General features: G+C 63.6%; 30 protein-coding genes and 1 pseudogene. 16 read left to right on the top strand and 15 right to left on the bottom strand.

Translation table 11 applies throughout. The features are described 5' to 3' along the window. A pseudogene (locus KF827_RS11650) lies at positions 1-151 on the top strand (signal recognition particle-docking protein FtsY); the annotation flags it as partial. A gap of 6 nt (positions 152-157) precedes the next feature. On the opposite strand, the gene KF827_RS11645 reads toward KF827_RS11650, so the two are convergent. Continuing rightward, the gene (locus KF827_RS11645; protein ID WP_291005317.1) at positions 158-334 is read right to left on the bottom strand and encodes a DUF1192 domain-containing protein; all 177 of its coding nucleotides are present in this window, start codon (positions 332-334) and stop codon (positions 158-160) included. An 88-nt stretch (positions 335-422) separates the two neighbouring features. Here KF827_RS11645 and KF827_RS11640 point away from each other — a divergent pair, with 88 nt between their 5' ends. The 6 genes from KF827_RS11640 (at position 423) to KF827_RS11615 (ending at position 6,400) form a co-directional block, all read left to right on the top strand. After that, positions 423-1,418 carry an NAD(P)H-quinone oxidoreductase gene (locus KF827_RS11640; RefSeq protein ID WP_291005314.1) on the top strand — a complete coding sequence of 332 codons (996 nt, stop codon included), beginning with the start codon at positions 423-425 and terminating at the stop codon, positions 1,416-1,418. Positions 1,419-1,639: 221 nt separating this feature from the next. Continuing rightward, positions 1,640-2,338: a DUF1013 domain-containing protein gene (locus KF827_RS11635; protein ID WP_291005310.1), complete on the top strand. Its 699-nt coding sequence runs from the start codon at positions 1,640-1,642 to the stop codon at positions 2,336-2,338. Between the two features lie 133 nt (positions 2,339-2,471). Then, the gene (locus tag KF827_RS11630; protein WP_291005306.1) at positions 2,472-3,446 is read left to right on the top strand and encodes an ABC transporter permease; all 975 of its coding nucleotides are present in this window, start codon (positions 2,472-2,474) and stop codon (positions 3,444-3,446) included. After that, positions 3,443-4,366: an ABC transporter permease gene (locus KF827_RS11625; RefSeq protein WP_291005304.1), complete on the top strand. Its 924-nt coding sequence runs from the start codon at positions 3,443-3,445 to the stop codon at positions 4,364-4,366. Before KF827_RS11630 ends, KF827_RS11625 begins: the two co-directional genes overlap by 4 nt. A 4-nt stretch (positions 4,367-4,370) precedes the next feature. Then, positions 4,371-5,387, top strand: a complete 1,017-nt coding sequence (locus KF827_RS11620) for an ABC transporter ATP-binding protein (protein ID WP_291005302.1) — start codon at positions 4,371-4,373, stop codon at positions 5,385-5,387. After that, a complete protein-coding gene (locus tag KF827_RS11615; RefSeq protein ID WP_291005300.1) occupies positions 5,384-6,400 on the top strand; it encodes an ABC transporter ATP-binding protein in 1,017 nt (338 codons plus the stop codon). The genes KF827_RS11620 and KF827_RS11615 overlap by 4 nt, the downstream gene beginning before the upstream one ends. Positions 6,401-6,558: 158 nt before the next feature. On the opposite strand, the gene KF827_RS11610 is transcribed toward KF827_RS11615, so the two are convergent. The 7 genes from KF827_RS11610 to KF827_RS11580 all read right to left on the bottom strand — a co-directional run bounded on the left by KF827_RS11610 (position 6,559) and on the right by KF827_RS11580 (position 13,752). Next, positions 6,559-7,632: a peptidoglycan -binding protein gene (locus KF827_RS11610; RefSeq protein WP_291005297.1), complete on the bottom strand. Its 1,074-nt coding sequence runs from the start codon at positions 7,630-7,632 to the stop codon at positions 6,559-6,561. Between the two features lie 2 nt (positions 7,633-7,634). Further along, the gene (locus KF827_RS11605; protein ID WP_291005294.1) at positions 7,635-8,780 is read right to left on the bottom strand and encodes a flagellar motor protein MotA; all 1,146 of its coding nucleotides are present in this window, start codon (positions 8,778-8,780) and stop codon (positions 7,635-7,637) included. A 100-nt stretch (positions 8,781-8,880) separates the two neighbouring features. Beyond that, positions 8,881-9,996 carry an OmpA family protein gene (locus tag KF827_RS11600; protein ID WP_291005291.1) on the bottom strand — a complete coding sequence of 372 codons (1,116 nt, stop codon included), beginning with the start codon at positions 9,994-9,996 and terminating at the stop codon, positions 8,881-8,883. 99 nt (positions 9,997-10,095) lie between these two features. Continuing rightward, entirely contained in the window at positions 10,096-10,887 is a 792-nt protein-coding gene (locus KF827_RS11595) for an inositol monophosphatase family protein (protein WP_291005289.1), read from the bottom strand. A 57-nt stretch (positions 10,888-10,944) separates the two neighbouring features. Beyond that, a complete protein-coding gene (gene thiE / locus KF827_RS11590; protein WP_291005286.1) occupies positions 10,945-11,604 on the bottom strand; it encodes a thiamine phosphate synthase in 660 nt (219 codons plus the stop codon). A gap of 11 nt (positions 11,605-11,615) precedes the next feature. Beyond that, on the bottom strand, positions 11,616-12,425 hold the full coding sequence (locus KF827_RS11585; RefSeq protein ID WP_291005282.1) for an alpha/beta hydrolase: 810 nt from the start codon (positions 12,423-12,425) through the stop codon (positions 11,616-11,618). Positions 12,426-12,435: 10 nt separating this feature from the next. Continuing rightward, positions 12,436-13,752 carry an O-acetylhomoserine aminocarboxypropyltransferase gene (locus tag KF827_RS11580; RefSeq protein WP_291005279.1) on the bottom strand — a complete coding sequence of 439 codons (1,317 nt, stop codon included), beginning with the start codon at positions 13,750-13,752 and terminating at the stop codon, positions 12,436-12,438. Positions 13,753-14,053: 301 nt separating this feature from the next. On the opposite strand from KF827_RS11580, the gene KF827_RS11575 reads away from it, so the two are divergent. From KF827_RS11575 to KF827_RS11555, 5 genes are all read left to right on the top strand, one after another. Continuing rightward, entirely contained in the window at positions 14,054-14,512 is a 459-nt protein-coding gene (locus KF827_RS11575) for a hypothetical protein (RefSeq protein WP_291005276.1), read from the top strand. Positions 14,513-14,923: 411 nt separating this feature from the next. Further along, complete coding sequence (locus KF827_RS11570; protein ID WP_291005272.1) at positions 14,924-15,703, top strand: OmpA family protein; 780 nt, start codon at positions 14,924-14,926, stop codon at positions 15,701-15,703. Between the two features lie 35 nt (positions 15,704-15,738). Continuing rightward, positions 15,739-17,169, top strand: coding sequence for a hypothetical protein (locus tag KF827_RS11565; protein WP_291005269.1), 1,431 nt, complete (start codon positions 15,739-15,741; stop codon positions 17,167-17,169). After that, the gene (locus KF827_RS11560) at positions 17,166-18,365 is read left to right on the top strand and encodes a hypothetical protein (RefSeq protein ID WP_291005266.1); all 1,200 of its coding nucleotides are present in this window, start codon (positions 17,166-17,168) and stop codon (positions 18,363-18,365) included. The genes KF827_RS11565 and KF827_RS11560 overlap by 4 nt, the downstream gene beginning before the upstream one ends. An 11-nt stretch (positions 18,366-18,376) precedes the next feature. Next, a complete protein-coding gene (locus KF827_RS11555) occupies positions 18,377-18,928 on the top strand; it encodes a glycine zipper 2TM domain-containing protein (protein ID WP_291005263.1) in 552 nt (183 codons plus the stop codon). Between the two features lie 11 nt (positions 18,929-18,939). Here the strand turns inward: KF827_RS11555 and KF827_RS11550 are convergent, their stop codons facing one another. From KF827_RS11550 to KF827_RS11540, 3 genes are all read right to left on the bottom strand, one after another. Next, positions 18,940-20,028 (bottom strand): alkene reductase, encoded by a 1,089-nt coding sequence (locus KF827_RS11550; RefSeq protein ID WP_291005260.1) that lies wholly within the window; start codon positions 20,026-20,028, stop codon positions 18,940-18,942. Positions 20,029-20,094: 66 nt separating this feature from the next. Further along, positions 20,095-20,580, bottom strand: a complete 486-nt coding sequence (locus KF827_RS11545) for a hypothetical protein (protein ID WP_291005256.1) — start codon at positions 20,578-20,580, stop codon at positions 20,095-20,097. A gap of 2 nt (positions 20,581-20,582) precedes the next feature. Next, a complete protein-coding gene (locus KF827_RS11540; RefSeq protein ID WP_291005253.1) occupies positions 20,583-20,960 on the bottom strand; it encodes a DUF6152 family protein in 378 nt (125 codons plus the stop codon). A gap of 138 nt (positions 20,961-21,098) precedes the next feature. Between KF827_RS11540 and KF827_RS11535 the strand changes: the two genes are divergently transcribed. The 3 genes from KF827_RS11535 to arsB are packed head-to-tail and all read left to right on the top strand — an operon-like array spanning position 21,099 to position 22,972. After that, positions 21,099-21,461 (top strand): winged helix-turn-helix domain-containing protein, encoded by a 363-nt coding sequence (locus tag KF827_RS11535; protein ID WP_291005250.1) that lies wholly within the window; start codon positions 21,099-21,101, stop codon positions 21,459-21,461. After that, positions 21,427-21,936, top strand: coding sequence for an arsenate reductase ArsC (locus KF827_RS11530; protein ID WP_291005247.1), 510 nt, complete (start codon positions 21,427-21,429; stop codon positions 21,934-21,936). The genes KF827_RS11535 and KF827_RS11530 overlap by 35 nt, the downstream gene beginning before the upstream one ends. A gap of 13 nt (positions 21,937-21,949) precedes the next feature. Continuing rightward, a complete protein-coding gene (gene arsB, locus KF827_RS11525) occupies positions 21,950-22,972 on the top strand; it encodes an ACR3 family arsenite efflux transporter (protein WP_291005244.1) in 1,023 nt (340 codons plus the stop codon). Positions 22,973-23,035: 63 nt separating this feature from the next. Here arsB and KF827_RS11520 read toward each other — a convergent pair whose 3' ends face one another. After that, positions 23,036-23,656: a YbaY family lipoprotein gene (locus KF827_RS11520; RefSeq protein WP_291005241.1), complete on the bottom strand. Its 621-nt coding sequence runs from the start codon at positions 23,654-23,656 to the stop codon at positions 23,036-23,038. A 246-nt stretch (positions 23,657-23,902) separates the two neighbouring features. On the opposite strand from KF827_RS11520, the gene KF827_RS11515 reads away from it, so the two are divergent. Further along, on the top strand, positions 23,903-24,511 hold the full coding sequence (locus KF827_RS11515; RefSeq protein WP_291005238.1) for a hypothetical protein: 609 nt from the start codon (positions 23,903-23,905) through the stop codon (positions 24,509-24,511). A gap of 24 nt (positions 24,512-24,535) precedes the next feature. On the opposite strand, the gene KF827_RS11510 is transcribed toward KF827_RS11515, so the two are convergent. The 3 genes from KF827_RS11510 to KF827_RS11500 form a co-directional block, all read right to left on the bottom strand. Further along, the gene (locus tag KF827_RS11510) at positions 24,536-24,766 is read right to left on the bottom strand and encodes a hypothetical protein (RefSeq protein WP_291005235.1); all 231 of its coding nucleotides are present in this window, start codon (positions 24,764-24,766) and stop codon (positions 24,536-24,538) included. A gap of 101 nt (positions 24,767-24,867) precedes the next feature. Beyond that, complete coding sequence (locus KF827_RS11505) at positions 24,868-25,518, bottom strand: 3-oxoacid CoA-transferase subunit B (protein WP_291005232.1); 651 nt, start codon at positions 25,516-25,518, stop codon at positions 24,868-24,870. 20 nt (positions 25,519-25,538) lie between these two features. Further along, complete coding sequence (locus KF827_RS11500) at positions 25,539-26,240, bottom strand: CoA transferase subunit A (RefSeq protein WP_291005230.1); 702 nt, start codon at positions 26,238-26,240, stop codon at positions 25,539-25,541. Positions 26,241-26,308 lie beyond the last annotated feature (68 nt).

The raw sequence follows: 26,308 nt of genomic DNA, 5'->3' as shown, positions 1-26,308 counted from the left end.
CACCGCGCGCGGCGGCGTGTTGGTGGCTATCGCCGACAAATTCAGCCTGCCGGTGCATTTCATCGGCGTGGGCGAAACCGCCGCCGACCTGCAACCCTTCAGCGCCGAAGGCTTCGCCCGCGCGCTGGCCGGGTTGGATACGAAGGAATAATGCGCCTCAGCTTTTGAAGAAACTGGCGGCAGAGCCGCGCGCGGCGCGCTTGGCCTCGATCACCGCGCGAATCTTCTCGATCTCGGCCTGCAAGGCCTCGATCCGCTCCTCAAGATCGGCCACCGACATCGTATCGTATTTCGGCGCCGCAACCGTCTTGGCCAATGGCTCGTCCCAATCCATGGCGTTCCTCCTTACGCAATTCTCCGATCCTAACCTTGCCTGGCGCGGCGGCAAGCGCTAAGTCAGCCCCAGACATGGAGGGAATCTGATGTTGCCGCAAGATATGACCGTGATCGAAATCAGCCAGCCCGGCGGGCCGGAAGTGCTGAAGCCCGCGCGCCGCCCGATGCCGCAGCTTGGCGCCGGCGACGTGCTGATCAAGGTGGCGGTGGCGGGCGTCAACCGCCCCGATATCGTGCAGCGCGAGGGTCGCTATCCGCCGCCGCCCGGCGCATCCGACATTCCGGGCCTGGAAGTGGCAGGCGAGATCGTGGCGCTTGGCCCCGATGTGACGCGCTGGACGCTGGGCGACAGGGTGACCGCGCTGGTGACCGGCGGCGGCTATGCCGAATATTGCCCCGCGCCCGCCGTGCAATGCCTGCCGGTGCCAAACGGATTGAGCCTGGAAGAGGCCGCGGCATTGCCGGAAAACTGGTTCACGGTGTGGAGCAACATCGTCGATCGCGGCCAGTTCAAGGCCGGCGAAAGCATCCTGATCCATGGCGGCGCCTCGGGCATCGGCGTAGCCGCCATCCAATTGGCCAAGCTGCTCGGCGCTTCGAAAATCTACGCCACCGCCGGCACCGACGAGAAATGCCGCTATTGCGAGAGCATCGGCGCGGCGCGCGGCATCAACTACAAGACCGAGGATTTTCCCGCTGCCATCGCCGCGTTGACCGACAATCGCGGCGTGGATGTGGTGCTGGACATGGTGGGCGGCAAATATCTGCCGGGCAACATCAAGAGCCTGGCGGATGCCGGCCGGGTGGTGGTGATCGCCATTCAGGGCGGCGCCAAGGGCGAGGCCGATCTGGGCCTGCTGATGCGCAAGCGCCTCACCCTCACCGGCTCCACGTTGCGGCCCCGGCCGGTGGCCTTCAAGGGCGAGATTGCCGCCGCCCTGGAGGCCAAGGTTTGGCCGGCCATAGCGCGCGGCGAGATAAAGGCGATCATCGATTCCCGCTATCCGCTGCAGGAGGCCGCCAAGGCCCATGCCCGGCTGGACCAGGGCAGCCATATCGGCAAGGTGCTGCTCACGGTTTAAGACGGACCCGGGCAATTCCTTAAGGCGGGCCCAGGCAATTCCTTAAGGCGGACTCAGGCAATTCCATTGCCGGAGGGGTTGTCTCGGCCAGCCAAATGGCTATTATTGCGGCGTTTTCCGGACATCCCCGCTGGGTTGGCCGGGGCGCCCCCCGGCAGGGGGACGCCCGGGCAAAACCGCTTGAGCCGGACAAGACCGTTTCATCGGAAGGATTTCGTGTCATGGCACTGCCCCTGATGCCCAAGGCCACCGCCGTGTGGCTGATCGACAACACCAAGCTGACCTTCGACCAGGTGGCGCATTTCTGCGGCCTGCATCCCCTGGAAGTGAAGGGCATTGCCGATGGCGAAGTGGCCGTGGGCATTGTCGGCCTGGACCCGGTGGCCAATGGCCAGCTCACCGCCGACGAAATCGCCCGCTGCGAGACCGACCCGGCCGCCAACCTGAAACTGCTGCCGCCCACCGTGCCGCTGGCCCGCCAGAAGAGCAAGGGCGCGCGCTACACCCCGCTGTCCAAGCGCCAGGATCGTCCCGATGCCATCGCCTGGCTGCTGAAGTATCACCCCGAAGTGGGCGATGCGCAGGTGCAGAAGCTGTTGGGCACCACCAAGGCCACGATTGAATCGGTGCGCAGCCGCAGCCATTGGAATGCCGCCAACATCAAGCCGCGCGATCCGGTAAGCCTGGGCATCTGCAGCCAGGGCGAACTCGACCGCGTGCTGCTGCTGGCCGCCAAGCGCCGCGAGAACAAGGAAAAGCGCGACGCCCGCGAACGCGCCCGCGCCGGCCTGCCGGCGCTGGAGCCCACCCCGGCGCCGCCGTCTATCCTGGAAACGCAGAACCCATTCCAGCAGGCGGAGGAAGCCGAGCCGGTTTCCGACGAGCCGACCGTGGAAAGCGTGTTCTCGCGCGAAGACTAAGAACCGCTCGCAATATTTTAGCGCCGCCGCCCCTGCAGAAATGCACGGGCGGCGGTTTGCATTTGCGGGGCTTCCCTCTAAGAGCGAAACCGTCTAGCGTTCTCCCAACAAACCAACAGGGAATGTGTGGGGAATGCTGGTATTCATCATCCGGCGGCTATTGCAGTCCGCTTTGGTGGTCGCTGTCATGTCGGTGCTGGTCTTTGTCGGCATCTATCTGATCGGCGATCCGTTGGCGATCCTCGCCAGCCCCGAGGCGAGCGAGATCGACCGCGAGGAAATCGCCCGCGCCCTCGGCCTCGACCGCCCGCTCTGGGAACAATACATGACATTCATCGGCTCGGCCTTCGTGGGCGAGTTCGGCAAATCCTTCGTGTTCGGCCAGCCCGCCATGGGGCTGATCCTGGAGCGCATGCCCGCCACCCTGGAACTGGCCATCACCGCCACGCTGATGGCGTTTTTCATCGGCGTGCCGCTGGGCGTCTATGCCGGCCTGCGCCATGAAAGCGCCGGCGCACAGGCCATCATGGCCGGTTCGATCCTGGGTTTCAGCCTGCCCAATTTCTGGGTCGGGCTGATGCTGATCATGATCTTCGCCGTGCAGCTGGGCTGGATGCCGGCCTCCGGTCGCGGCCCCACCACCGAGGTATTCGGCCTGCAGCTCTCGATCTTCTCGGCCAAGGGCTGGCATCACATCCTGCTGCCGGCAATCACCCTGGCGCTGTCGAAATGCGCCTTGATCATCCGCCTGGCGCGCGCCACCGCGCGTGAAGTGATGCTGATGGATTACGTTAAATTCGCCCGCGCCAAGGGGCTTTCCGAACGCCGGGTGATCGGCGTGCATATCCTGAAGAACATCATGGTGCCGGTGGCCACCGTAACCGGCCTGGAACTGGGGGCGCTGATCGCTTTCGCGGTGATCACCGAAACCATCTTCTCCTGGCCCGGCATGGGCAAGCTGCTGATCGATTCCATCACCCAGCTGGATCGCCCGGTGATCGTGGCCTACCTGATCGTGGTGGTGTTCATGCTGGTGGCGATCAATCTGGTGGTGGATATCCTGTATTCCGTGCTGGATCCCCGCGTGCGGCTGGGTGGCGCGCAATGAGCCAGACCGGAACCACGCAAACCGCCGCACCGGCCGCAGCCGCCGTCAGCGAAACCCCGCTGCTGCGCATCTGGCGCGAATTCGCCGAAAGCAAACTGGCGCTGTTCGGCCTCGGCCTGTTCATTGTCAGCCTGCTGGCCGCGCTGCTCGCGCCTTGGATCGTGCCGCAGAATCCCTACGATCTGGCAACGCTGGACATCATGGATTCCCGCATGCCGCCGGGCAGCCTGTCGGGCGACAACATGGTTTTCCTGCTCGGCTCTGACGGCCAGGGCCGCGATATGCTGAGCGCCATGCTCTATGGCCTGCGCATCAGCCTGTTCGTCGGCGTGGTAGCGGTAGGCCTGGCGCTGGCCATCGGCGCGGTGGCCGGCATCGCGGCGGCCTATATCGGCGGCCGCACCGATACGGTGATCATGCGCATCGTGGATATCCAGTTGTCGTTTCCCGCCATCCTGGTGGCGCTGATCCTGCTGGCCGTGCTGGGCAATGGCGTGGACAAAGTGATCATCGCGCTGGTAACCGTGCAATGGGCCTATTTCGCCCGCACCGCGCGCGGCGCCGCCCTGGTGGAGCGCAACAAGGAATATGTGGAGGCCGCACGCTGCCTGGGGCTGAAGCGGCCGCGCATCCTGTTGCGCCATCTGCTGCCCAATTGCATGCCGTCGCTGATCGTGATCGGCACCGTGGATATCGCGCGCTCGATCACCCTGGAAGCCACACTCAGCTTTCTCGGCCTTGGCGTACCGGTCACCGAACCGTCGCTGGGCATGCTGATCGCCAATGGCTTCGATTACCTGCTCAGCGGTGTGTACTGGATTTCCATGTTCCCCGGCATTGCGCTTACCATCGTGATCGTGGCGATCAATCTGGTGGGCGACCGCCTGCGCGACGTGCTCAACCCCCGCCTGAAGCGTTGATGCCATGACAACCGCCCCAAGCGTCCCAACCCTGCGCGTCGAAAACCTGCAAACCCATTTCCCCACCCGCGATGGCATCATCCGCGCCGTGGATGGCGTCAGCTTCGAAGTCAATGCCGGCGAAATCCTCGGCCTGGTGGGCGAAAGCGGCTCGGGCAAGAGCATCACCGGGTTTTCCATCCTGGGCCTGCTGGATCCGCCCGGCCATGTGGCCGGCGGCAGTGTGCTGTTCAAGGGCGAGGATATCGTGGCGGCCGCGCCGCAACGGCTGCGGCAATTGCGCGGCGCGCGCATCGCCATGATCTTCCAGGATCCGATGATGACGCTGAACCCGGTATTGCGCGTCGATACCCAGATGATCGAGGCTGTGCGGGCGCATAACAAGGTGAGTGAATCCGCCGCCCGCGACCGCGCCATCGAAACCTTGCGCGCCGTGGGCATCGCAGCCCCCGAGGAACGGCTGAAATCCTACCCGCATCAGTTTTCCGGCGGCATGCGCCAGCGCGTGGCGATTGCCATCGCCTTGCTCAACAAGCCTGACCTGATCATCGCCGACGAACCCACCACGGCGCTGGACGTGACCATCCAGGGACAGATCCTGTATGAAATGCGCAAGCTCTGCCGCGAGACCGGCACGGCGCTGATCTGGATCACCCATGATCTTTCGGTGGTGGCCGGCCTGGCCGACCGCGTGATGGTGATGTATGCCGGCCGCATCGTGGAAACCGGCTCGGTGGCCGAAGTGCTGGAACAACCACGCCATCCCTACACCATCGGCCTGATCGGCTCGGTGCCGGGCGGCACGGCACGTGGCCACAAGCTGTTTCAGATTCCCGGCATGGCACCGCCGCCGCTGAATCTGCCGCCGGGCTGCCGTTTCAAAAATCGCTGCGGCTTCGCCGATGCCGCCTGCGATACGATGCCCGAGATGGCCGAATTGTCGCCGGCCCATTGGGCGCGCTGCCACCATCCGCGCCCGGCCCAGCTTGCCGCAAATCTGGCCGAGGGAGGCGTGGCATGAGCGCGGCCCCTTCGCAAAATCCACCGATGATCGAACTGAACGCGATATCAAAACGCTTCGTTTGGAAACTCGATCTCGCCTCCAAACTGGCAAACCTGTTGGGCGCCGGCCTGAAAGAGCGCGCGGTGCATGCGGTGAACCATGTGGATCTCGCCGTGCATGAGGGCGAAGTGGTCGGCCTGGTGGGCGAAAGCGGCTGCGGCAAAAGCACGCTGGGCCGCATCGTTGCCGGCATCATGGACCAGAGCGAGGGCAGCATCCGTTTCCGTGGCCAGGATATCGCCACGATGAACGATCGCGACCGCTCAGCCTACAAACTCGCCGTGCAGATGATTTTCCAGGATCCCTATGCCTCGCTCAATCCGCGCATGCGGGTGGAAGACATCATCGGCGAAGCGCCGTTAGCGCACGGGCTGATCGCACGAAGCGATTACAGCGACTATGTCGAACAGATGCTGCTGCGCGTCGGCCTTGATCCGCGCTACAAGAAGCGCTTTCCGCATCAATTCTCCGGCGGCCAGCGCCAGCGTATCGGCATCGCCCGCGCCCTCGCCGTGAAACCCGGCTTCATCGTCTGCGACGAAGCAGTGGCGGCGCTCGACGTATCGATCCAGGCCCAGGTGCTGAACCTGTTCATGGAATTGCGCGAAACGCTGGGCCTTACCTATCTGTTCATCAGCCATAACCTGGCCGTGGTCGAGCATCTGTCGGATCGTGTGGTGATCATGTATCTCGGCCGGGTGGTGGAAAGCGCGCCGACGGAAGAGCTGTTCCGCGCGCCGAACCATCCCTATACCAAGGCCCTGCTGGCCGAAGCGCCCAAGCTGGTGGCCAAGCGGCGCGACTACACGCCGATCGAGGGCGAAATCCCCTCACCGCTGAATCCGCCCAGCGGTTGCCATTTCCATCCGCGCTGCCCGCTCGCCTTCGCGCGCTGCAAGGCGGAAGCGCCGGCCCTGCGCGAGATTGCGCCTGGCCGCATGTCGGCCTGCCATCTGAACGACGGGGCGTAAACCGGACCGGCGACCGGCCTTCATGCCGTTTCGGCCATGGACCCTCGCAATAAATGCGAGGGTGACGATTTATAGTGTTTCGCGACGCCTCCCCCATTGTCACCACCGGACTTGTTCCGGTGGTCCATGGTTCAACGGCCGCGCCTCGGCAGGCATGACTACCGCTCGGTCAGTTTCAACTCGATGCGGCGGTTGCGGCGCAGGGCGATTTCATCGTTGCGTTCATCCAGCGGCTGGAATTCGCCGAAGCCGGTGGCGGCCAGACGGTCGGCGGGAATGCCTTGCGCCACCAGGAATTTGGTCACCGAGATCGCACGGGCCGCCGAGAGTTCCCAATTGGATGGGAATTGCGGCGTATTGATCGGCAGCCTGTCGGTATGGCCGTCCACGCGCAGAATCCATTTCAGGTCGGTGGGAATGCGCTTGGAGATATCGATCAGCGTGCCGGCCAGCTTGGCCATCTGTTCGCGGCCCTGCGGGTTGAGATCGGCCGAACCGCTGGAGAACAGCACTTCCGACTGAAACACGAAACGGTCGCCAACGATCTGGATATCGGTGCGATTGCCCAGCGCCTGACGCAGACGGCCGAAGAATTCCGAACGGTAATTGGTGAGTTCGTCCACCTTGCGGGCCAGCGCGGCATTCAGCCGCTTGCCGAGATCGGCCACCTGGGCCTGGCTGGCTTTTTCCTTTTCCTCGCTTTCGCGCAGAATACGTTCGATCTGACCCAACTGTTCGCGCAAAGCCAGAATCTGCCGGTTCAGCAGGTCGATCTGGCTGCGTGCCTCGGCGGAAACCCGGCGTTCCTGTTCCAGCGCGCCGCGTTCGGAAACCAGCTTGCCTTCCAGATCCACAATGGTCTGCTGACGATCCTTGAACTGCTTGTCCAGTTCATCGGCGCGATGCTGGGCATCGCCCAAAGCTGCCGCCAACTGGTCGCGCTCGGCCTGATTGGCGGCCAGCGTTGCCTGCATGCGGCCGAGATCAAGACGCAGGTCTTCCGAGGTGCGGCGCTCCAGCGACAATTGCTCGGTAAGCCGCGCCAGATCGCCGCGCAATTCGGCCAGCGCCTTATCCTTGCCGGAAATCGCGTTGGCCAGGAAGAACTGCGCCAGGATGAACACCGCCAGCACGAACACGATGACCATGAGCAAGGTGGAAAGCACATCCACATAGCCCGGCCAGGGGCCGGCATTATGCGTATCGCCACGGCGCCAGGCGCGGGTGGCCATGATCAGCTCCGCCGCTGATTGTCGGCCATGGCAGCCAGGGTGCGCGAGAGCAGCTTGATCTCGGCCCGCATGTCGTCCACCAGCTTGGCGCGGCCTTGCGCGGCATCATCCAGCAGACGCGCCAGCAGTACGTCGATATTGCGCAGATGGCCCCGGCTGGCGGCATCCAGCGCGCCGGCCTCGGCGCCCTGTGCCAGTTTGGCCATGATCGGCTTCATCTCGATCTGATGCTCGGTCAGCTTCAGCAGCAGGCCCTGCTCGGCGCGCATCTGCTCGGTAAGCAGCGACAGCTTTTCGTTCAGTTGCAACAGCGCGGTATTGGCACTGCCGCGATTTTCTTCGCTGCGCGCCATGGTGCGCTGCAGGTTGTCCAAACTGTCTGCCGTCTGTTCCAGCAATGCCTGCACATAGGCCGGCACCGACTGATCGCCATCCATCGGGCCGCCGCCGCCCACACGGGTGAAACCGGCCAGCCATTCTTCCAGATCGTTGTAGAAGCGGTTCTGCGCTTGGCCCGATTGCAAATCCAGGAAACCCAGCACCAGCGAACCCGCCAGACCCAGCATGGAAGATGAAAACGCCAGGCCCATGCCGGCCAGCGGTGCTTCAAGGCCGCCCTTCAGCTTCTCGAACAGCAGATTGATATTTTCCTCGCCGCCCAGCGACAGGCCGCGAATGGTTTCGGCCACCGAGCCGATGGTTTCCAGCAAGCCCCAGAAAGTGCCGAGCAGGCCGAGAAACACCATCAGGCCGATGAAATAGCGCGAGATGTCGCGCGCTTCATCCAGCCTGGAACCCACGGAATCCAGCAGCGCACGGGTGGCCACGGCGGAAAGCTGGCCGCGCGGGCCACGGTTTTCCAGCATCTTGGCCAGCGGCGCCAGCAGGGTTGAGGGCTTGGTCACCTGGATCGAACTGCCCTGCTGCGACTTGCGCCAATCTTCCAGCCAACGCGCCTCGGCGCCCAGCATGATCACCTGGCGGAAGCTGAACAGGATGCCGATCAACAGCACGGCGCAGATCAGGCCGTTCAATGCCGGATTGGCCAGAAATGCACGCTCGAGCCCGGTATGCAGCACATAGACCACCGCAATCACGGCAGCCAGAAACAACACCATGCGCAACAGGAAACGGCCTGGTTTGGTCATGCGGATCTATCTCCCATGCTCAATCCGAACCGGGGTAATGCTCGAATATGGCAATTCAAGGGCGCAGCCGATCCGGATTTCCGGGCCGGCTGCCGGGCCATTATCGGCCCAAGGTGGCGATTTCCACGCGATCAGGCGCACCGCCATCGGTGGGAACCCCCAACGCGCGAACATCGATGCGGGTGGAGCGGACCCCGCGGTCGATCAAATAGCTGCGCACAGCCAGCGCACGGCTGAGCGACAGCCGGCGCGCGCCGCTGGCGGCGTCGGTGCCGCTGGCGCTGGCATAGGCACGAATCTGGATGCGGTCTTCACTCGAAGAAAGCTGGCGGGCCAGGGCTTCAAGCTGGGCATTGCCGGACGGCAGGTCGCTCTTGCCGCTCTCGAAAGCCAGCACCAGGTCGCCGCCACTGCGGGCGGCCGGGGCGGGCGAGGTCGGCGGGGTAAGCAAGGCGGTTTGCTGACTGGCCGGATTACCGGCAGCCGGGGCCTGAGAAACCGGGGCCTGAGCAGCCGGGGCAGCCGCCGTGACGGCCGGAGCCGCGACCGGGGCCGGCGTCGTGACGGCCGGAACTGGGGCCGGAACTGGAGCCGGAACCGGGCTGGTGGTGACAGAGGTCTGCGGGGCCGAACTGGGCACACTGCCGGGTTGGGCCAGCAACGAGGGTTGCGCACTGGGCTGCGCACTGGGCAATGCCAGCGGGCGACCGGAAACCCCGGTGGCGCTTCCCGCCGCAGATGGCGGCGGCAGATTGATGGTAACGCCCGTGGGCGCATCGGCGGGCTTGCGTTCGGCGCGCGGGGCGGCCTGAGGCGCAGCGGCAGCGGTCGGACGGGCCGTGCTCGAAGGCACGGCAGCGGCAGAGGCAGCACCGGTAGACGCCCGGGTAGGCGTTCCGGCAGCACGGCTGGCGCGCGGCGGGCGCAGCTTGATGGTTTCGTCCTTGGCCCCGGAATCGCCGAAAAGCGGCTTGGGCGCATTGGCCTCGCCGGGCAGCGGCGGGCGGCCATAGGCCTGGGGATATTGGCCATAGGGGCTGGCGGCGCCATAGGATGGGCCAAGTTGGTCCAGCGCCTGCAAATTCACGATCACACTGCCGCCGCCCACATAGGTTTGGGCGTGGCTGGCCTGGGCCAGCATGGTTACAGCCAAGCTTCCCATCCCGAAGGCCATGCTGAGCGCGGCAATACGGCGCGTCTTTATCGTGGCCACCATTCCTAGCGTCCCCTGTTTCGCGGTTTGGCGCGAACGATAGCGGACCTAAGGGGTTGATACAACCCGCGAATGGGCCACCAATTGGCGATGTTGAGGGGGTTAGGTGCGGCCCACCAGCTTCAGCAGCGGGCCATGCAGCATGTCGTTGGCGGCCAGTATTTCGCCGCTTTCCAGCATGCTGGCGCCACCTTTCAGATCGGTGACGATGCCGCCCGCCTCGCGCACCAGCACGATGCCTGCGGCGATATCCCAGATCGACAACCCGCGCTCCCAGAAGCCCTCGTAGCGGCCGGCGGCCACATAGGCCAGGTCCAGGGCCGCCGCGCCGAAGCGGCGGATGCCGGCCACCTCGGGCATCACGGTGGCCAATTCCTGGCGGAAACGATCATGGCCCTCGCGGCCATGGAAGGGAATCCCGGTGGCCACCAGGGCCTCGGGCAGCTTGCGGCGCACGGAGACGCGCAGGCGGCGGTCGTTATGGAAGGCGCCGGCATTCTTCTCGGCCCAAAACAGCTCGTCGCGCACCACATCCAGCACGATGCCGGCAATCAACTCATCATCGCGCAGCACGCCGATGGAAATCGCAAAATGCGGGATGGCATGCAGGAAATTGGTGGTGCCGTCCAGCGGGTCGATCACCCAGTAATGCCGGCCATCCTTGGCCTCAATACGGCCGCCCTCTTCCATGATGAAGCCGAAATCCGGCCGCAGCTTCGACAATTCGGCATGCAGGGTCTTTTCGGCGCGGCGATCGGCGGCCGACACGAAATCCGCCGGGCCTTTCTTGGAAACCTGCAGATGCTCAACCTCGTTGAAATCACGCAACAGGCCACGCGCAGCCTTGCGCGCCGAATTGGTCATCGCATTGATCAGGGCGGATCGCAGGGCCATAGGTTTCGTGCTCGACCGAAATGAGGGGGCGGGTATGCCGGAAGGGGGCGGAAGCTATCAGCCGCGCCAATGCTTGGCAATCGCCCCGTGAAAGCCTTTCACCGCCGCCGCCGGACCTGCGGGATGGGCCCATATACCGCCGGAAACCGCCAGGAAATCCGCTCCGGCGGCAATCAGCGCCGGGCAATTCTCCACCGTGATGCCGCCAATCGCCACGCAGGGCACTTCCATCAGCCCGCTCCACCATTCGATCAGGTCGGGCGCGGCCTGGAATTTCGGCTGTTTGGTGGTGGTGGGAAAAAACGCGCCGAAGGCTACGTAATCGGCCCCGGCTTCGGCGGCCTCCATGGCCAGATGGCGGGAATCATGGCACGTCACGCCCACGATCCTATCCGGCCCCAACAGGCGCCGGGCCTCTTCGTAGGGGGCATCTTCCTGCCCTACATGCACGCCATCGGCGCCAAGCTTCACGGCCAGGTCTGGCCGGTCGTTCACGATGAAGGCCACATCGTATTCATGGCAGACCGGCATCAGCGCTTCCGCGGCGCGGCGGATGGCATTCTCGGAAGCCTCGCCCTCGCCCTCCTTCAGGCGCAATTGCAGGCAGGCCACCGGGCCGGCATCCAGCGCCGCCTTCAACTCTGCGGCAAACGCCTTCGGCTCGAAAGCCGGCGGGGTGATCAGGTAAAGCTGGCTGGCGGGCGTTTGATTGGTCATAAGATCCAGGCTTAGGCAGCAACGGTTTCGGCAGCGAGAAACGCCCGCAGAGCATCCAATGTCTCGTCGGGCTTCTCGTGCATCATCAGATGGCCGCAATCGGCCAGCACGTCAATGCGCGGCGCCTGCAACAGTTTGCCGAATTGCGCCGCCGCGCGGGCCGGCGTCATCAGATCGCGGGCGCCGGACAGGATTTGCACCGGGCAAACGATCTTCGCCGCTGCGGCCTCCGCATTGCGATAGGCGTTGCAGCAGCGGAAGCCCAGCGCCAGGGCGGCGCGCGGCGCCTTGTCGTTCAGCCGCAGGCTGCTGCCCAAAAGCCAGGTACCGGGATTGCGATTGCCGCCGATATGGCTTTTGCGCGCCAGCATCCAATCGTTCATCAGCGCCACGGCCTTGAAATCGCCGGCATCGGCCAGGGCCTGCAGATCGGGATTCACCGCCATCGGATAGGCGAATCCCAGCAACGACAGCGCCTTCACCCGCTCAGGATACCGCGCGGCGGTTTCCAGCCCGATCAGCGCGCCCATGGAATGGCCCACCAAAGCGGCCTTGCCCACGCCCACGGCATCCAGCAGTTTCGGAATCCAATCCGCCATCGCCTCGATGCTTTCCGGCATCGGGCCTTCCGAACGGCCATTGCCCGGCAGATCCACCGCCAGCACCGACCAGCCATGATAGGCGAACCAGCGGGTTTGCAGCGACCAGTTGGTATGATCGCAAGCATTGCCGTGGATGAACAGGATGGCGGGTTTCGCCTTGTCGAAATCCTTGCCGCCGGTGGCGGCGAAAATACGCTTGCCTTCAACCTCGATCCACATCCTGCGGCTCCTACTCGGCGGCCTGCGCCGGCGCGGCCTTGGCGGCGGCGCGCAGGGCCTGGTTCAGATCGTCGATCAGGTCGGCCACGTCTTCCAGACCCACCGAAAGCCGCACCAGTTCCTCACCGATGCCGGCTGCCTTCAGCTCTGCCGCGCTCATCTGCTGATGCGTGGTGCTGGCCGGGTGGATCACCAGCGATTTCGCATCGCCCACATTGGCCAGATGCGAAAACACCTGCAATGCCTCGATCAGCGCGCGACCGGCGGCACGGCCACCCTTCACGCCGAAGCTGAATACCGCGCCGCTGCCATTGGGCAGCAAGGTCTTGGCCAGATCATGATCGGGATGTTCGGGCAGTTCGGGATAGCTCACCCACTCCACGCCCTTATGGCCTTTCAAGAACGCCACCACCTTGCGCGCATTCTCCACATGGCGCGCCATACGCAAAGGCAGGGTTTCCACGCCTTGCAGGATATGGAAGGCGTTGGTGGGGCTCATGCAGGCGCCGAAATCGCGCAGGCCTTCGGCACGCGCCCGCATGATGAAGGCATTGGGGCCGAATTCCTCGGCGAAATCCAGGCCGTGATAGCCGGCATAGGGCTCGGTAAGGGTGGGGAATTTGCCGCTGGCTTCCCAATCGAAACGACCGCCATCGATCAGTGCGCCGCCGATCGCAACACCATGGCCGCCGAGGAATTTCGTGGCCGAATGCATCACGATATCCGCGCCATGCTCGAAGCCCTTGAACAGATACGGCGTGGCGAATGTGCAATCCAGCATCAGCGGCAGGCCAGCCTCATGGGCGATGGCAGCCAAGCCCGGTACGTTCAGCACTTCGAGCCCAGGATTGCCGAGGATTTCGCCAAACACCAGCCGTGTCTCCGGCCGGATCGCCTTCTGCCAGGCATCGAGATCGCGCGGATCGACGAAGGTGGTGGTGATGCCGAAGCGCGGCAGGGTGTGAACCAGGATATTGTAACTGCCGCCATAGATGTTGCGGGATGCAACGATGTGTCCGCCCTGCCCCATCAGCGTGCAGATGGCGAGATGCAGGGCCGCCTGGCCCGAGGCCGTGCAGACCGCACCCACACCGCCTTCCAGCGCGGCCAGCCGCTCTTCCAGCACCGCCACGGTGGGATTGGATATACGCGAATAGATATGCCCGGCGCGTTCCAGGTTGAACAACGCCGCCGCATGATCGGCATCGCGGAAGACATAGCTGGTGGTTTGGTAGATCGGCAGCGCACGCGCGCCCGTGGTGGGATCGGGCTGCTGGCCGGCATGCAGGCTCAGTGTGTCGAACCGCAGAAATCTCGGATCCGGCATGGTTTCCTCCCACCGCAATACTATCGCGCGCCTTATGGCCTGCGCGGATTAGTCCATCCGCGCAGCGATACGTCAAGCAATGGACAATTTGCGGGGGGAAAAAGACGGCCGTCGGTAAACGAAAAGCCGAATGCAATGAGTAGACCCCGACGGCCGTTGAGGCGCTTCAACAGGGAGGAAACTCATACTGTGATGCCATCCTAGCCGCCTCGGCTTAACAATCCGTGAAAGCGCACAAGGATTCTGCCGGGATATCCGGCCAGGGGCTGCGGCAAACATCCGGCCATGCTATAGAGCGGCCATGCGCCTCCTCGGATTCTCGGTTTTGCTTGGCATCGGCCTATGCCTGACAGGCCTGCCCCTGGCCCATGACCTGGCGGCCCAGGATAAACCGGCCCCGGCCATACTGCTGCCCGAAGGCACGGTGCTGGCCAACGGCCATGTGCTGGGCGGCCGCACCGAAATCCAGCCCATCCCCGGCCAGGCCATCGTGCGCTTCGACGACAACACCCAGGAAACCTGGGATGTTGTGGTGGAGAATGGCGAAACCCGGGTTTTCCGCGCCGATGGCAGCCTCGTGGCGCGCGCCGAACTGGTGGCCCGCGAACGCGACGGCCATCCTTCCTGCTTCGTCTATCAAGTGCATATCGCTCCGGAATGGCTGGCCATGCCCAAGGAAGGCACAGCCAACACCGGCAAGCCCGATATCGCCACGGTGGACGACCGGGTTTATTCCTTCCGCGAAGCGCCCTGCAAGTAAGGCATCAGCCTTAAAAATAAGGCTTGGCCGGTTGGCCGGCTGCCACGGCCTTGAATGCCGACGCATTACCCTTGCCATCGACTATATTAAAACGAGTGAAACGCATATCTGCATTTATATTGACGAGTATGCGTCATATTTGGTTCTATATACTTAAGAACATATCCTTTTTATATAGTACACACTGGCCCAATCATGAAGCCTAACAGCAACGCACTGGTTTTAATCGGTTTTTCCGCATTGCTGACGGCTTGCATGCCGCAGCGGCAGACCGCGAGCAGCACTGGAACCGCCGGACCCGTGCCCTCCTATCGCCTGCCGGACCGCAGCCCGGCAGCACCGCCAGCGCCGGCCCCGCAAGTCGCCAGCCTGCCGCCAGCGGTGATCCGTCCGCCTGATAATGCGCCCGCCATGCCATCTGCGCCCCGCATCCTGTCGCCGGCGGAGACCGTCGTGATGGAGCATGAGGACCGCATCGCCCGGCTCAACCGGTTGGCCGCGCTGCAGGGCGTGCAGCGGCCCGATGTGGAAACCGGCATCGTGGCCCCGGCTGGCAGCATTCCCGGCGTGGCCTGGCCGATCCCGGTGGTGCGCATCACCTTCAGCGACCGTGCGTTTTTCGATTTCAATATCGATACGCCGCGCCCGCAATCGCTGGAATTGCTGCGGGTGATTGCCGAAAGCATGCGGCGCGAAGCGCCCGATGTGCATCTGATGGTGGTGGGCCACACCGATAGCCGCGGCACCGATGCCTATAACGAGGCACTGTCGCGCCGACGCGCCATCAACGTGATGCATCGCCTGGCCGAGATGGGCGTGCGCGGCAATCAGATGTCGGCGATCCCGATGGGCGAGCAACAGCCGGTGGCCGACAATGCCAACGACGATGGCCGCGCCTTGAATCGCCGGGTGGAATTCTACATCGCCGCCAACCGCGAGGCGAATTTCCATGTGGTGGCGCTGCGCGAGATCAATGCCAACTGGCTGAACGGCCACGAGCCGCGCAGCCTTGCCGCGTCCAACGAGGGCGCCACCACCGTGGCGGCACGCGTGACGGTGCTGGAACTCGACACCGTGCAAACCGTCACCCAGGCCGCGCCGGTCACGCAGACGCGCGAAATCGTGCTGCGTCAACCGCGCGTGCACGACGTGATCCTGCGCGACCGCACACGCAGCCTGAACAGGAATTGACCGCGCCCCGCGCGGTCTGATTGGGGGAAGACATCATGAAAATCAGTGTTGCCGCCAAAGCGGCCAGGTCTGCGGAATTGCCGCAAAGCGGAACCAAGCCCTTGGTTACCGAAGAGATCGAGCAGGCCTTCAACGCAGCGCAAGCCTTCAGCCTACCGCGCATGGATGCGGCGGAAGAAGCCGCGCGCATCGAGAATGCCGCGCGCGAAGAGGCCAAGCTTGCAACCATCGTGCTGCGCCGCGATGGCCTTACCCCCGGCATGCTGCGTTGGTGCGCCGAGCCGGTGGTGCGCAAACTCGCGGAATGGCATCCCTTGCGCAACGCCTTCCTCACCCGCATCGAGCCATACCAGCACGCCATCGACGTATTGGAAAAATTGCCCATTCAGGAAGCCGAGGCCGAGGCGAAAACCGCCCGCCTCAAATCCGAGGCCGTGGAAAACGCCCGGCACAAGACCGAATTCGATTCCGCCGAGAGCGAACTCATCGATGCCCAGCAGAATTTCAAGCGGCATTACGAAGAAGCCGGGCAGAAGCCGGCGCGCATCTTTCCGGTCTGGGCTTATTGGCTGATCCTGGCCTCGGTCAGCCTGGCGGAAATCTTCATAAACTATGAAGCCTTCCTGAATTATTTCGAAGTGCCGGCCATCGCCGCCGGCATCACCTTCGCCGTGATGGTGATCATCGCGCTCGCTTCCGAATGGCATGGCCGGGCCACCAAGCAGCGCGAATACATGTTTTCCGCCAGGGTGGACAAATCGCGGCGCGCCACCAATCTGCGTGCGCTCGGCATCGTCTCCGCGTTGTTCATCGCCGCCCTCACGCTGGTGGGCTATTCACGCTATCACTGGGCGATGATGGCAATCGCCGCCACATCCGGCACCGGCGCATTGCCCGGCATCGTGATCGCCGGCCCCAGCATCAATATCGGCCAGAGCGTGGGCTTCAGCCTGATCGGCAATCTGCTGATCTGGGGCATCGGCGTGATCCTGTTCTGGCTGACCCATGACTACAACCCGGATTACGTGGAAGCCACCCTGCGCCACCGCCGCGCCAAGGCCCGCTACGAAAAGGCCTACAAGAAGCATGTGGAGAAGGCCATCGAGGAGGAGGAAGACAAGCTGCGCCATGAAATCGAACGCCTGAAGAATGTTGCCAAAGCGCAAAGCGCCGATACCCGGCGCCTGCGCGACATGCGCAGCCAGATCAATGCCCATGAGGCAGCCCTGGTAACCGAGGCGACCCAGCGCATCAACAGCGCGATAGCTGATTATCGCCATGCCGTGTGCGTGTTGGCCGAAGCCGAAAATCCCAAACTGCGCCTGCTGGGTGAAGGCGAACCGCTTACGCCGGCGATATATCGCGGCATGAGCGCCAGCTACACCGCCGCCGAATTGCGCCAGGCCGCCGGCTTGCCGGCCGAAAAAACCGCAGACGCCGGTGCCGCCGAAGAGGTGGCAGCATGATCCGCCTTGCCGTCCGCCTTGCCGTCCGCCTTGCCGTCCCGGGCATTATCGCCGCCACGCTATTCGCCCTGCCCGCTTTCGCGCAATTCGGTGCCAGCAAGCTCAACATCCAGGGTTTCTGCGACAAGCCGGCCGAGCGCCAGACCGTGCTCTATGTGGACGAAACCATCCTGAGCAAAAGCGATGCGCGCTGGTTCGAAACCCTGGATGCGCGGCTGCGCTCCACCCTGCTGCCGCATGAGACGGTTACGCTGGTGCGACTTTCGCCGGCGCAAGGCCGCTCGAAGGAATTGTGGCGCGGCTGCTGGCCGGATTTCACCGCCGAGGAACGCCAGCAGATCGAGCGCGGCCAAGGCGGCATGAGCAGTTGGTTCACCAGCAATCCGGTGAAGAACCTGCCCGACATGCAGGCGGTGTTCCGCCAGCAATTGCAGGCCGCCATGGGCCAGATCTTCACCGATGCGGCGCGCGAAAGCATCTTGATCGACCCGGCACGCCCGCCCGAACGCAGCTATCTGCGGGCATTGGCCAGCGATGGCGGACGTTTCGGGCGCAATCCGATCCACGCCCGGGTGATCCTGTACGCAGACCTGTTGGAAGTTTCGGAATACACATCGGTGTTCAAACAGCAGGATGCGGCGCAATGGCGCCAACAGGCCGAGGCCATCGCCCCCAAGCTGGGCATCGATTTCGGCCGCGCCAGCCTGCATGCCTTCGGCATCGGCTCATCCTTGCGCCAACCCGGCGCCCTGCCGGAAAACGCCATCCGTTTTTGGCGTGCTTTCATCCAGACCGCCAACGGCAATCCCGGTTTCCTCGGTGCCGATCTCGCCATCCCGGCCAAACGCCCAGACAGCATGGCCATCTACGAGATCGAAACCGCAGTGAACAAGCGCAATCTGGATGGTCGCATCCTGCTATTCGCAGACCGCGACGGCGTGCTGCATGACAGCTATGCCTTCCTGCGCGGCCAGTTCAGCGCCCCGCTGCATGGCAGCTTCCTGTGCAATCCGGCCGGCCAATGCCGGCTGGAAGCCAAGGTCGGCGCGATGTTTCTGTTCAGCACCGAGGGCGAGAGCTTCGATCTCAAAGGCGACCGCAACGGCCTGAGCGGCACGCTGGGCCATCGCGGCGACAAGATGCCCGATGGCAGCGAGGCCGTGCTGCAGGTGAAAGCCCGGCTGGCGGAAAAATGAGGAGAGCAATCATGGATCTGCGCGCACCCGCGGTTGCGATGGCCGCCCTGATGTTTCTGGCCGCCTGCCAGCATGGCCAGATGAGCGACGAGACCAAATGCGCGATCGGCGGCATCGGCGGCGCGGTGCTGGGCGGATTGATCGGTGCCAAGCTGGGCGGCAAGGGCGATGGCCGCGTGGTGGGCGCGGCGCTGGGCGCCGGTGCCGGCGGCATGCTGGGCTGCCAGTTCGTGATGATGCTGTCTAAACGCGAACGCGAGGATATCGACCGCTCCACGCGCCAGGCCCTTGCCAGCGCCCCCACCGACAGAAACGACAGCATAAGCTGGCGCTCGCCGGAAACGGCAGCCAGCGGCACCATCAACATGGCACCCTCACAGCCAGCCAGCGCGCTGCCGGAAGCCCGTGAAGCGGTTTCGGCGAATAAATTGCCCGCCAACGCGATCTGCCGTCAGGTGCGCACCGATGTGCAGGCCGGCGCACAAACCGCCAGCGATGGCACGCTGTATTGCCGCTCCGCACAAGGCGACTGGCTACCAGTGGCCAAACAAGCCACTGGTTAGCCGCACACAGCCTATTCCGCCGCCTGATCCAGCCGCGGGTAATCGGTATAGCCCTTGGCACCGCCGCCATAGAGCGTGGCACGATCCACCTCGTTGAGCGGCGCGCCGACGCGCAGGCGCTCCACCAGATCGGGGTTGGAAATGAACGGCCGGCCGAACGCCACCAGATCGGCGGCACGGCTGCTCACCACCTGGCGCGCCAAGGCAGGATCGTAGCCGTTATTCACGATCCACACGCCGCTATAATGCTTGCGCAAGGCGGCATAATCGAAATCGCCGCCGAAATCGCGCGGCCCGCCGGTGGAACCCTCGATCACATGGATATAAACCAGATTGAGCGCATTGAGCTGTTGCACCAGATATTCGAACAGCGCCTGCGGATTGCTGTCCGACACATCATTGGCCGGCGTGACCGGCGAGATGCGGATGCCGGTGCGCTCCGCACCGATGGCGGCAATCACCGCGCGGGCGGCTTCCAGCGTGAAGCGGGCGCGGTTTTCGATGCTGCCGCCATAGATATCCGTGCGCTTGTTGCTGCTGTCGCGCAGGAACTGATCCAGCAGATAGCCATTGGCGGCATGCAGCTCCACGCCGTCGAAGCCGGCCGCGATGGCATTCTTCGCCGCCTGGCCATAAGCCGCCACGATGGCCGGAATCTCCGCCTGCTCCAGGGCGCGCGGCTCGGAGGTTTCAGCGAAGGTGTTGTTCACGAAGGTCTTGGTCTTGGCGGCAATCGCCGAAGGCGCCACCGGCGCCTTGCCGCCGGGCTGCAGCGAGGTATGGCTCACCCGGCCGACATGCCACAATTGCAGGAAGATGCGGCCGCCTTTGGCGTGTACGGCATCGGTCACCTTGCGCCAGCCGGCAATCTGTTCGGGCGAATGGATGCCGGGCGTATCCTGATAGCCCTGGCCTTCCGGCAGGATCTGCGTGGCCTCGGCGATGATCAGGCCGGCATCGGCACGCTGGGCATAATATTCCGCCGCCAGATCGCCGGGCACATTGCCCGGGCCGGCGCGATTGCGTGTCAGCGGCGCCATGGCGATGCGGTTACTCAGCTGATAGGGCCCAAGGTTTATCGGAGAGAATAAATCGGTCATGTAACGTGATCCTTGCTTGGAGAAGCCTCGCCTGTGGAAGGCAGGCTTCACCAACATAGGAGCGTTTTATACGTAGGCAATAAGCCGCCCGAAAATCACCACGCCTGTCCATATGGCAAGCGACGCCGCCGCGCCGGCCCGGGCCGGCAGGGTGGGTTCACGCCACTGGCCCTGCGATCCGCGCCAACCCCAATGAAACGCTGCGACATTCAGCAACCCCAGCAGGATCAGCAGCAGCTTGATCTGAAAGGCCGGATTGGCGGCCAGGTGGCTGGCTTCGGTGGAAAACAACAGCAGGCCCATGGAGATTGCCAGCAGCAATCCGCCACCGGCCATCGGCAGACAAATGCGTGCAAGCTGGGCCAGCGGTAGCCCGCGCGCCAGGCCCAGCAGCCGCAGATCGAACAGCGCTATCCCGGCAAACAGCAGGATGAAGCCAAGGATATGCAGCACCTCCACCACCGGATACAGCACCAGCGATTGCCGCATGGTTTGCCCGAGACCGGAATTCTCCAGCGCCAGCAGCCAGTCGTGCAAAACCGAAGCCTGCATGATCAGCGCAGTTCCACGGTCACGCCATTATGGGTGATGCGTTCGGCGCGCATCTCATCGGGTTTGCTGCGGCTGGGATAGCCCACCGCCACCACGCGGTCGCCCAGCTTGATATCGACAATCGGCTTGCCGCGATTGGCCATGCGCGAGGGCGGCGAAAGCGTGACGATCCAGGTTTTGTCTGCCGTCTTGAGCGACAATTCGCCATGCGGATTATCCGGATTGAGCGCGGTCACCACGCCATCCAGCGTAAGCACCGTGTTGCTGTCGTAAGAGCCCCAGCCATGATGCGCCCAGGATGTGGCGGATACGAGAGCCGCAGCCAGGGCAACAACGGCAAGGCCAAACAACCGACGGCGTGAGGATACAAACTGGCGCATGACACAGCCTCCATAACTTTGCGCTCCTCAGCATAAGGCAAAGTGCCGGCCGGCGACCTCACGTTGTGGCGAGGCCGGCCTGCCTGGAGGGCTTTCCCGGCACTGGACATGGCGATATATTTTGATATATTTGGAAATATGGAAATTAAAGATGCAGCCGCCGTTACCGCCTTTGCCGCCCTGGCCCAGGAAACCCGTCTGGCGATCTATCGTCTGCTGGTGGAGCAAGGCCCGGCAGGCATGCCGGCGGGTGCGATTGCCGAGGCGCTGGGGGTTCCGCCCGCTACGCTGTCGTTTCATCTGGCGCAATTGCGCGGCGCCGGGCTGATCAACCAGCGGCGCGCCAGCCGTTCGTTGATCTATGCGGTGGATGTGGCGGCGATGAACGGCCTGATCGGCTTCCTGACCGACCGCTGCTGCGGCGGCAATCCCGAACTCTGTATCCCGCAAAGCAAGAGAAAGCCCGATGTCGTCTGCAAGCCCCGGCGCAAAACCGTTTAACATCCTGTTCCTGTGCACCGGCAATTCGGCGCGCAGCATCCTGGCCGAAGCGCTGATGAATGCCGAGAATCCGGCACGCTTTCGCGGCTACAGCGCCGGCAGCTTTCCCAAGGGCGAGGTGCATCCGCTGGCGCTGGACCTGCTGCGCCGCGAAGGCCTGCCGCTGGATGGCCTGCGCTCGAAATCCTGGGAAGAATTCTCCGCGCCCGGTGCGCCACAGATGGATTTCATATTCACGGTCTGCGACAACGCCGCCAACGAACCCTGCCCGATCTGGCCCGGCCATCCGATGACCGCGCATTGGGGCCTGCCCGATCCCGCTGCCGTTGAAGGCGAGGAAACCATGCGCCGCCTGGCCTTTGCCGAAACGCTGCGGGCATTGCGCAACCGCATCCGCATTTTCGCCAGCTTGCCGCTGCAATCGCTGGATGCCATGAGCCTGCGCAACCGCCTGGCCGAAATCGGCCGCCAGTGAAGCGTATCAAGCCATGACGCTGTTCGAACGTTACCTCACCCTTTGGGTCGCCCTTTGCATCATCGCCGGCATCATTCTGGGGCATGCCTTTCCCGCCATATTCCAGGCCATCGCAGCGGCCGAGATCGCCCAGGTGAATCTGCCGGTGGCATTGCTGATCTGGCTGATGATCATACCCATGCTGCTGAAGATAGATTTTGCCGCCATGGGCCAGGTTGCCCAGCATTGGCGCGGCGTGGGCGTAACAATATTCGTGAACTGGGCGGTGAAGCCGTTTTCCATGGCGCTGCTTGGCTGGCTGTTCATCGGCTGGCTGTTCCGCCCCTATCTGCCGGCCGGGCAGATCGATTCCTACATTGCCGGCCTGATCCTGCTGGCCGCCGCGCCCTGCACCGCCATGGTATTCGTGTGGAGCAATCTGGTGAAAGGCGAACCGCATTTCACGCTCAGCCAGGTGGCGCTCAACGATGCCATCATGGTGCTGGCCTTCGCCCCCATCGTAGGCCTGCTGCTGGGCATCTCGGCGATCAGCGTGCCCTGGCAAACTCTGCTGTTGTCTGTGGCGCTTTACATCGTGGCGCCGGTGGCCATCGCCCAGGTCTGGCGGCGCGGATTGCTGCAAAAGGGGCAAGCCGCGCTCGATCGGACGCTGAAAGCGCTGGGGCCGATCTCGCTGCTGGCTTTGCTGGCGACCCTGGTCTTGCTGTTTGCCTTCCAGGGCGAACAGATCGTGGCGCATCCGCTGGTTATCGCATTGCTTGCGGTGCCGATCCTGATCCAGGTCTATTTCAATTCCGGCCTGGCCTATTGGTTGAACCGGCGGCTGGGCGTGGCCCATTGCGTGGCCGGACCATCGGCTTTGATCGGCGCGAGCAATTTCTTCGAACTCGCGGTGGCCGCCGCTATCAGCATTTTCGGGCTCAATTCCGGCGCCGCACTGGCCACCGTGGTGGGCGTGCTGATCGAGGTGCCGGTGATGCTGTCTGTGGTGAAAATCGTGAATGCCAGCAAGGCCTGGTACGAAAAAGGCGCCTGACGCCGATCATCCCGGCATCAGGCGCGCTTCTTTCATTTTCCGCCCGATATAATCAGGCAGGTCTTACCTGGCCGGAGTGATCACCGTGTTGCCGCCCGGCACGATCACGGTCACCGGCGCCGGCATCGAACTGGCCTGGGCCGGAACCGGCGCGGTCTGGATCACCGTGGTGGTGGTGGCCGGCGCCACCGTGTTGCTGGTTGCCGGCAACAGCACCGTACCCGGCGTAGGCACCAGGTTCACCTGAATGCCGCTCGAGGGCAGCGTGCGGGTGATCACCGCATAATCGCGGTCATTGATCAGCAGCACGCGACCGGCATGCTCCACCTGCGCCTGCACATAATAGGCGCCCTGCGGATTGATATCGCCGAAGCGGTAACGCAGGTCGAAAGTGGTGGGCAGGCGCGGCGAGAGGATACGCTGCTCAACCACCGTATAGGCGGCCATATTGCCGCGGGTGGCATCCAGCAGGCGCACCACCAGCATGGAATCCGCCGGCAAGGCGATCGGATCCTTGTAGGTGATGCTGCCGTTGACCGATTCACGCGGGCCGCCCGCGCAGGCCGCCAGCGGCAGCGCGGCAATCGCCAGCATCGCCATCACCGCATGGCGGCGATTGGCGCGCTTGCCAGCAAGCTTGCCGGCGGAATTGGAAGGCATTTGGGTTATGGCCTGGCTTTGCATGATGACTCTCCTTGTTGATTATTACTTGAGATGTTGCTGTACGGCGCAAAAAACCCGGATATTCGCCGATGGATGTATTGAGCGCGGCCAAAAATGGTGGGAATGAGGCTCGCTCGGGGATTGTTTGCGGCCATAGCGTGGCATCACCCGGCCCAGGCGAATTGCCCGGCCGAAAATTGTGCGGCAGGTATTGGCTGGCTTGAATTGCGATGGGCGGCACATCATCTATGCGGCATGAAGTTCCGCATGCCTTTCGACCCTGAAAATCTGCGTCCGGAAAATTTGCGCAAGACCATGCAGCATGGCCTGCGGCGCGGCTCCGACATCGCATCGCGCGTGCAGGCACGGCTTGAACAGCGCAGCACCTTGCGGCTGTTGCGCATGGGCAGCGATGTTGTGGTGGCGCTGGGCAGCGTTGCCATGCAGCATGGCGGCGCGGCAGGCCAGGCAATGGGCAAGGAAGCTTTTGCCAGGGTCACGCGTGGCGGCATGTTCAGCGGTGCGCTGAGTTCGGCTGCGATTGCCGCCACCCTGCATCTGCATCGCAAGGCGCGTGGCGAAATCACCTGGCGCGAGGCGATTGCCGGCACCGGCCGCGAAACCTTCTGCGGCGCCGGCAGCGGCGCGGCCTCCACGCTGGCCGCCAGCGCCTCAACGATTGCGCTGGGCGCCATCGGCGCGCCTTTCATCGCCAAGGCGGCAGCGCCCGCCGTGGCGGCCGCGCTTGCCGGCTGGCTGGCGCAGGAAGCGGCGGAAAAAGGCTTGCAGATGGCGCAGGATTGGGTGCTGGTGCCGGATCACGCGCTACCGGAACGCCATGACCAGGAAGGCGACAGCGAAAAAGACCAGTTCTGATCCATCAGAGATCGTTCTGATCCATCAGAGATCGTTACGCGCGATCAGCCTTGCGGCTTCCAGTTCGGCGATGCGCACCTCGAATTCGCTGCGCACGCGCTCCCAGGATTTCGCCCATGATGGCGTGCAGCGCGGATCGCCATCATTTAGCGCATCCTGCACTTCTGCCATGAAAGCACCCAGCTCGCGGTGTATTTGCAGCAAGCTGTCGGCATATGCATCCTCGGGTTTCATGCCGCCATCATACGTCTGCAATTCCGTCCCGCCCAAGTCGAAAAAGCGGCTCAAGCCGAAAAAAGGCCCCGGCGACAATCACCGGGGCCTGTTGTTCAGGCGCGGATAAAAGCCCTGAGGGCTTATTTCGCGCTGGCAGCCACCGTGTAGGCCGCTTCGGTCTTGGAGGCGATTTCCTCCAGCGAAACGCCCGGGGCGCGTTCCAGCAACACCATGCCGCCGCCCTTGCGGTCGATCGAGAACACCGCCAGATCGGTCACCACCATATCCACCACACCGGCGCCGGTGAGCGGCAGGGTGCAGCGTTTGAGCAGCTTCTTCTCGCCATCCTTGGCGGCATGTTCCATCACCACCACAACGCGCTTCACGCCGGCCACCAGGTCCATGGCGCCGCCCATGCCCTTCACCATCTTGCCCGGAATCATCCAGTTGGCCAGATCGCCATTCTCGGCCACCTGCATGGCGCCGAGGATCGACAGATCGATATGGCCGCCGCGGATCATCGCAAACGACTGATCCGAGCCGAAATAGCTGGAATAAGGCAGTTCGGTGATGGTCTGCTTGCCGGCATTGATCAGATCGGGATCGATCTCGTCCTCATAGGGAAACGGGCCCATGCCGAGCATGCCGTTTTCCGATTGCAGCACCACATCCACGCCCGGCGGGATGAAGTTGGAAACCAGGGTGGGGATGCCGATGCCGAGATTGACGTAGAAGCCGTCCTTGAGCTCCTTCGCAGCGCGGGCGGCCATTTCATCGCGGGTCCAAGCCATGTGTATGTCTCCTTCCCGCCTCAGCCGCGCTTCCGCACGGTGCGGTTCTCGATGATCTTGTTATACGGCGCGCCTTTGATGATGCGCTGCACGTAGATGCCTGGCGTGTGGATGTGATCGGGATCGATCTGCCCGGGCTCCACCAGTTCTTCCACCTCGGCAATGGTGATCTTGCCCGCTGTGGCCATGGCCGGATTGAAGTTGCGCGCGGTCTTGCGATAGACGAGGTTGCCCGCCGTATCGCCCTTCCAGGCCTTCACCAGCGAGATATCGGCCACCAGGCCGGTCTCCATGATATAGCGCTCGCCGTTGAACACGCGCTCTTCCTTGCCCTCGGCGATCAGCGTGCCCACACCGGTCTTGGTGAAGAAGGCGGGAATGCCGGCGCCGCCGGCGCGGATGCGCTCGGCCATGGTGCCCTGCGGGTTGAATTCCAGTTCCAGTTCGCCGGCCAGGTATTGCTTGGCGAAAATCTTGTTCTCGCCCACATAGGAAGCGATCATCTTCTTGATCTGGCGGGTCTCCAGCAGCTTGCCAAGCCCGGCGCCATCCACACCGGCATTATTCGACACGCAGGTGAGATCCTTCACGCCGGTTTCCAGCAGGGCGTCGATCAGTTTTTCCGGCAGGCCGACCAGGCCGAAACCGCCGCACATCACCATCATGCCGTCTCGCACGATGCCGTCCAACGCCGCCTTGGCGTCTGGATAAACCTTGTTCATACCCGTGAACCCTCCCACAGATTGGCCGAATAGCCATGCGATTGATGGGCGCGACATTACCTTTTGCG

Origin of the sequence: Ferrovibrio sp. (assembly GCF_019636075.1) — a bacterium.
Taxonomy (GTDB): domain Bacteria; phylum Pseudomonadota; class Alphaproteobacteria; order Ferrovibrionales; family Ferrovibrionaceae; genus Ferrovibrio.
This window is presented reverse-complemented; position numbering and strand designations above follow the sequence as displayed.

Excerpts from the sequence above, each read along its gene's own strand:
- KF827_RS11645 (WP_291005317.1), bottom strand. The coding sequence starts at position 334 with ATGGATTGGGACGAGCCATTGGCCAAGACGGTTGCGGCGCCGAAATAC.
- KF827_RS11640 (WP_291005314.1), top strand. The coding sequence starts at position 423 with ATGTTGCCGCAAGATATGACCGTGATCGAAATCAGCCAGCCCGGCGGG.
- KF827_RS11635 (WP_291005310.1), top strand. The coding sequence starts at position 1,640 with ATGGCACTGCCCCTGATGCCCAAGGCCACCGCCGTGTGGCTGATCGAC.
- KF827_RS11630 (WP_291005306.1), top strand. The coding sequence starts at position 2,472 with ATGCTGGTATTCATCATCCGGCGGCTATTGCAGTCCGCTTTGGTGGTC.
- KF827_RS11625 (WP_291005304.1), top strand. The coding sequence starts at position 3,443 with ATGAGCCAGACCGGAACCACGCAAACCGCCGCACCGGCCGCAGCCGCC.
- KF827_RS11620 (WP_291005302.1), top strand. The coding sequence starts at position 4,371 with ATGACAACCGCCCCAAGCGTCCCAACCCTGCGCGTCGAAAACCTGCAA.
- KF827_RS11615 (WP_291005300.1), top strand. The coding sequence starts at position 5,384 with ATGAGCGCGGCCCCTTCGCAAAATCCACCGATGATCGAACTGAACGCG.
- KF827_RS11610 (WP_291005297.1), bottom strand. The coding sequence starts at position 7,632 with ATGGCCACCCGCGCCTGGCGCCGTGGCGATACGCATAATGCCGGCCCC.
- KF827_RS11605 (WP_291005294.1), bottom strand. The coding sequence starts at position 8,780 with ATGACCAAACCAGGCCGTTTCCTGTTGCGCATGGTGTTGTTTCTGGCT.
- KF827_RS11600 (WP_291005291.1), bottom strand. The coding sequence starts at position 9,996 with ATGGTGGCCACGATAAAGACGCGCCGTATTGCCGCGCTCAGCATGGCC.
- KF827_RS11595 (WP_291005289.1), bottom strand. The coding sequence starts at position 10,887 with ATGGCCCTGCGATCCGCCCTGATCAATGCGATGACCAATTCGGCGCGC.
- thiE (WP_291005286.1), bottom strand. The coding sequence starts at position 11,604 with ATGACCAATCAAACGCCCGCCAGCCAGCTTTACCTGATCACCCCGCCG.
- KF827_RS11585 (WP_291005282.1), bottom strand. The coding sequence starts at position 12,425 with ATGTGGATCGAGGTTGAAGGCAAGCGTATTTTCGCCGCCACCGGCGGC.
- KF827_RS11580 (WP_291005279.1), bottom strand. The coding sequence starts at position 13,752 with ATGCCGGATCCGAGATTTCTGCGGTTCGACACACTGAGCCTGCATGCC.
- KF827_RS11575 (WP_291005276.1), top strand. The coding sequence starts at position 14,054 with ATGCGCCTCCTCGGATTCTCGGTTTTGCTTGGCATCGGCCTATGCCTG.
- KF827_RS11570 (WP_291005272.1), top strand. The coding sequence starts at position 14,924 with ATGCCATCTGCGCCCCGCATCCTGTCGCCGGCGGAGACCGTCGTGATG.
- KF827_RS11565 (WP_291005269.1), top strand. The coding sequence starts at position 15,739 with ATGAAAATCAGTGTTGCCGCCAAAGCGGCCAGGTCTGCGGAATTGCCG.
- KF827_RS11560 (WP_291005266.1), top strand. The coding sequence starts at position 17,166 with ATGATCCGCCTTGCCGTCCGCCTTGCCGTCCGCCTTGCCGTCCCGGGC.
- KF827_RS11555 (WP_291005263.1), top strand. The coding sequence starts at position 18,377 with ATGGATCTGCGCGCACCCGCGGTTGCGATGGCCGCCCTGATGTTTCTG.
- KF827_RS11550 (WP_291005260.1), bottom strand. The coding sequence starts at position 20,028 with ATGACCGATTTATTCTCTCCGATAAACCTTGGGCCCTATCAGCTGAGT.
- KF827_RS11545 (WP_291005256.1), bottom strand. The coding sequence starts at position 20,580 with ATGCAGGCTTCGGTTTTGCACGACTGGCTGCTGGCGCTGGAGAATTCC.
- KF827_RS11540 (WP_291005253.1), bottom strand. The coding sequence starts at position 20,960 with ATGCGCCAGTTTGTATCCTCACGCCGTCGGTTGTTTGGCCTTGCCGTT.
- KF827_RS11535 (WP_291005250.1), top strand. The coding sequence starts at position 21,099 with ATGGAAATTAAAGATGCAGCCGCCGTTACCGCCTTTGCCGCCCTGGCC.
- KF827_RS11530 (WP_291005247.1), top strand. The coding sequence starts at position 21,427 with ATGTCGTCTGCAAGCCCCGGCGCAAAACCGTTTAACATCCTGTTCCTG.
- arsB (WP_291005244.1), top strand. The coding sequence starts at position 21,950 with ATGACGCTGTTCGAACGTTACCTCACCCTTTGGGTCGCCCTTTGCATC.
- KF827_RS11520 (WP_291005241.1), bottom strand. The coding sequence starts at position 23,656 with ATGCAAAGCCAGGCCATAACCCAAATGCCTTCCAATTCCGCCGGCAAG.
- KF827_RS11515 (WP_291005238.1), top strand. The coding sequence starts at position 23,903 with ATGCCTTTCGACCCTGAAAATCTGCGTCCGGAAAATTTGCGCAAGACC.
- KF827_RS11505 (WP_291005232.1), bottom strand. The coding sequence starts at position 25,518 with ATGGCTTGGACCCGCGATGAAATGGCCGCCCGCGCTGCGAAGGAGCTC.
- KF827_RS11500 (WP_291005230.1), bottom strand. The coding sequence starts at position 26,240 with ATGAACAAGGTTTATCCAGACGCCAAGGCGGCGTTGGACGGCATCGTG.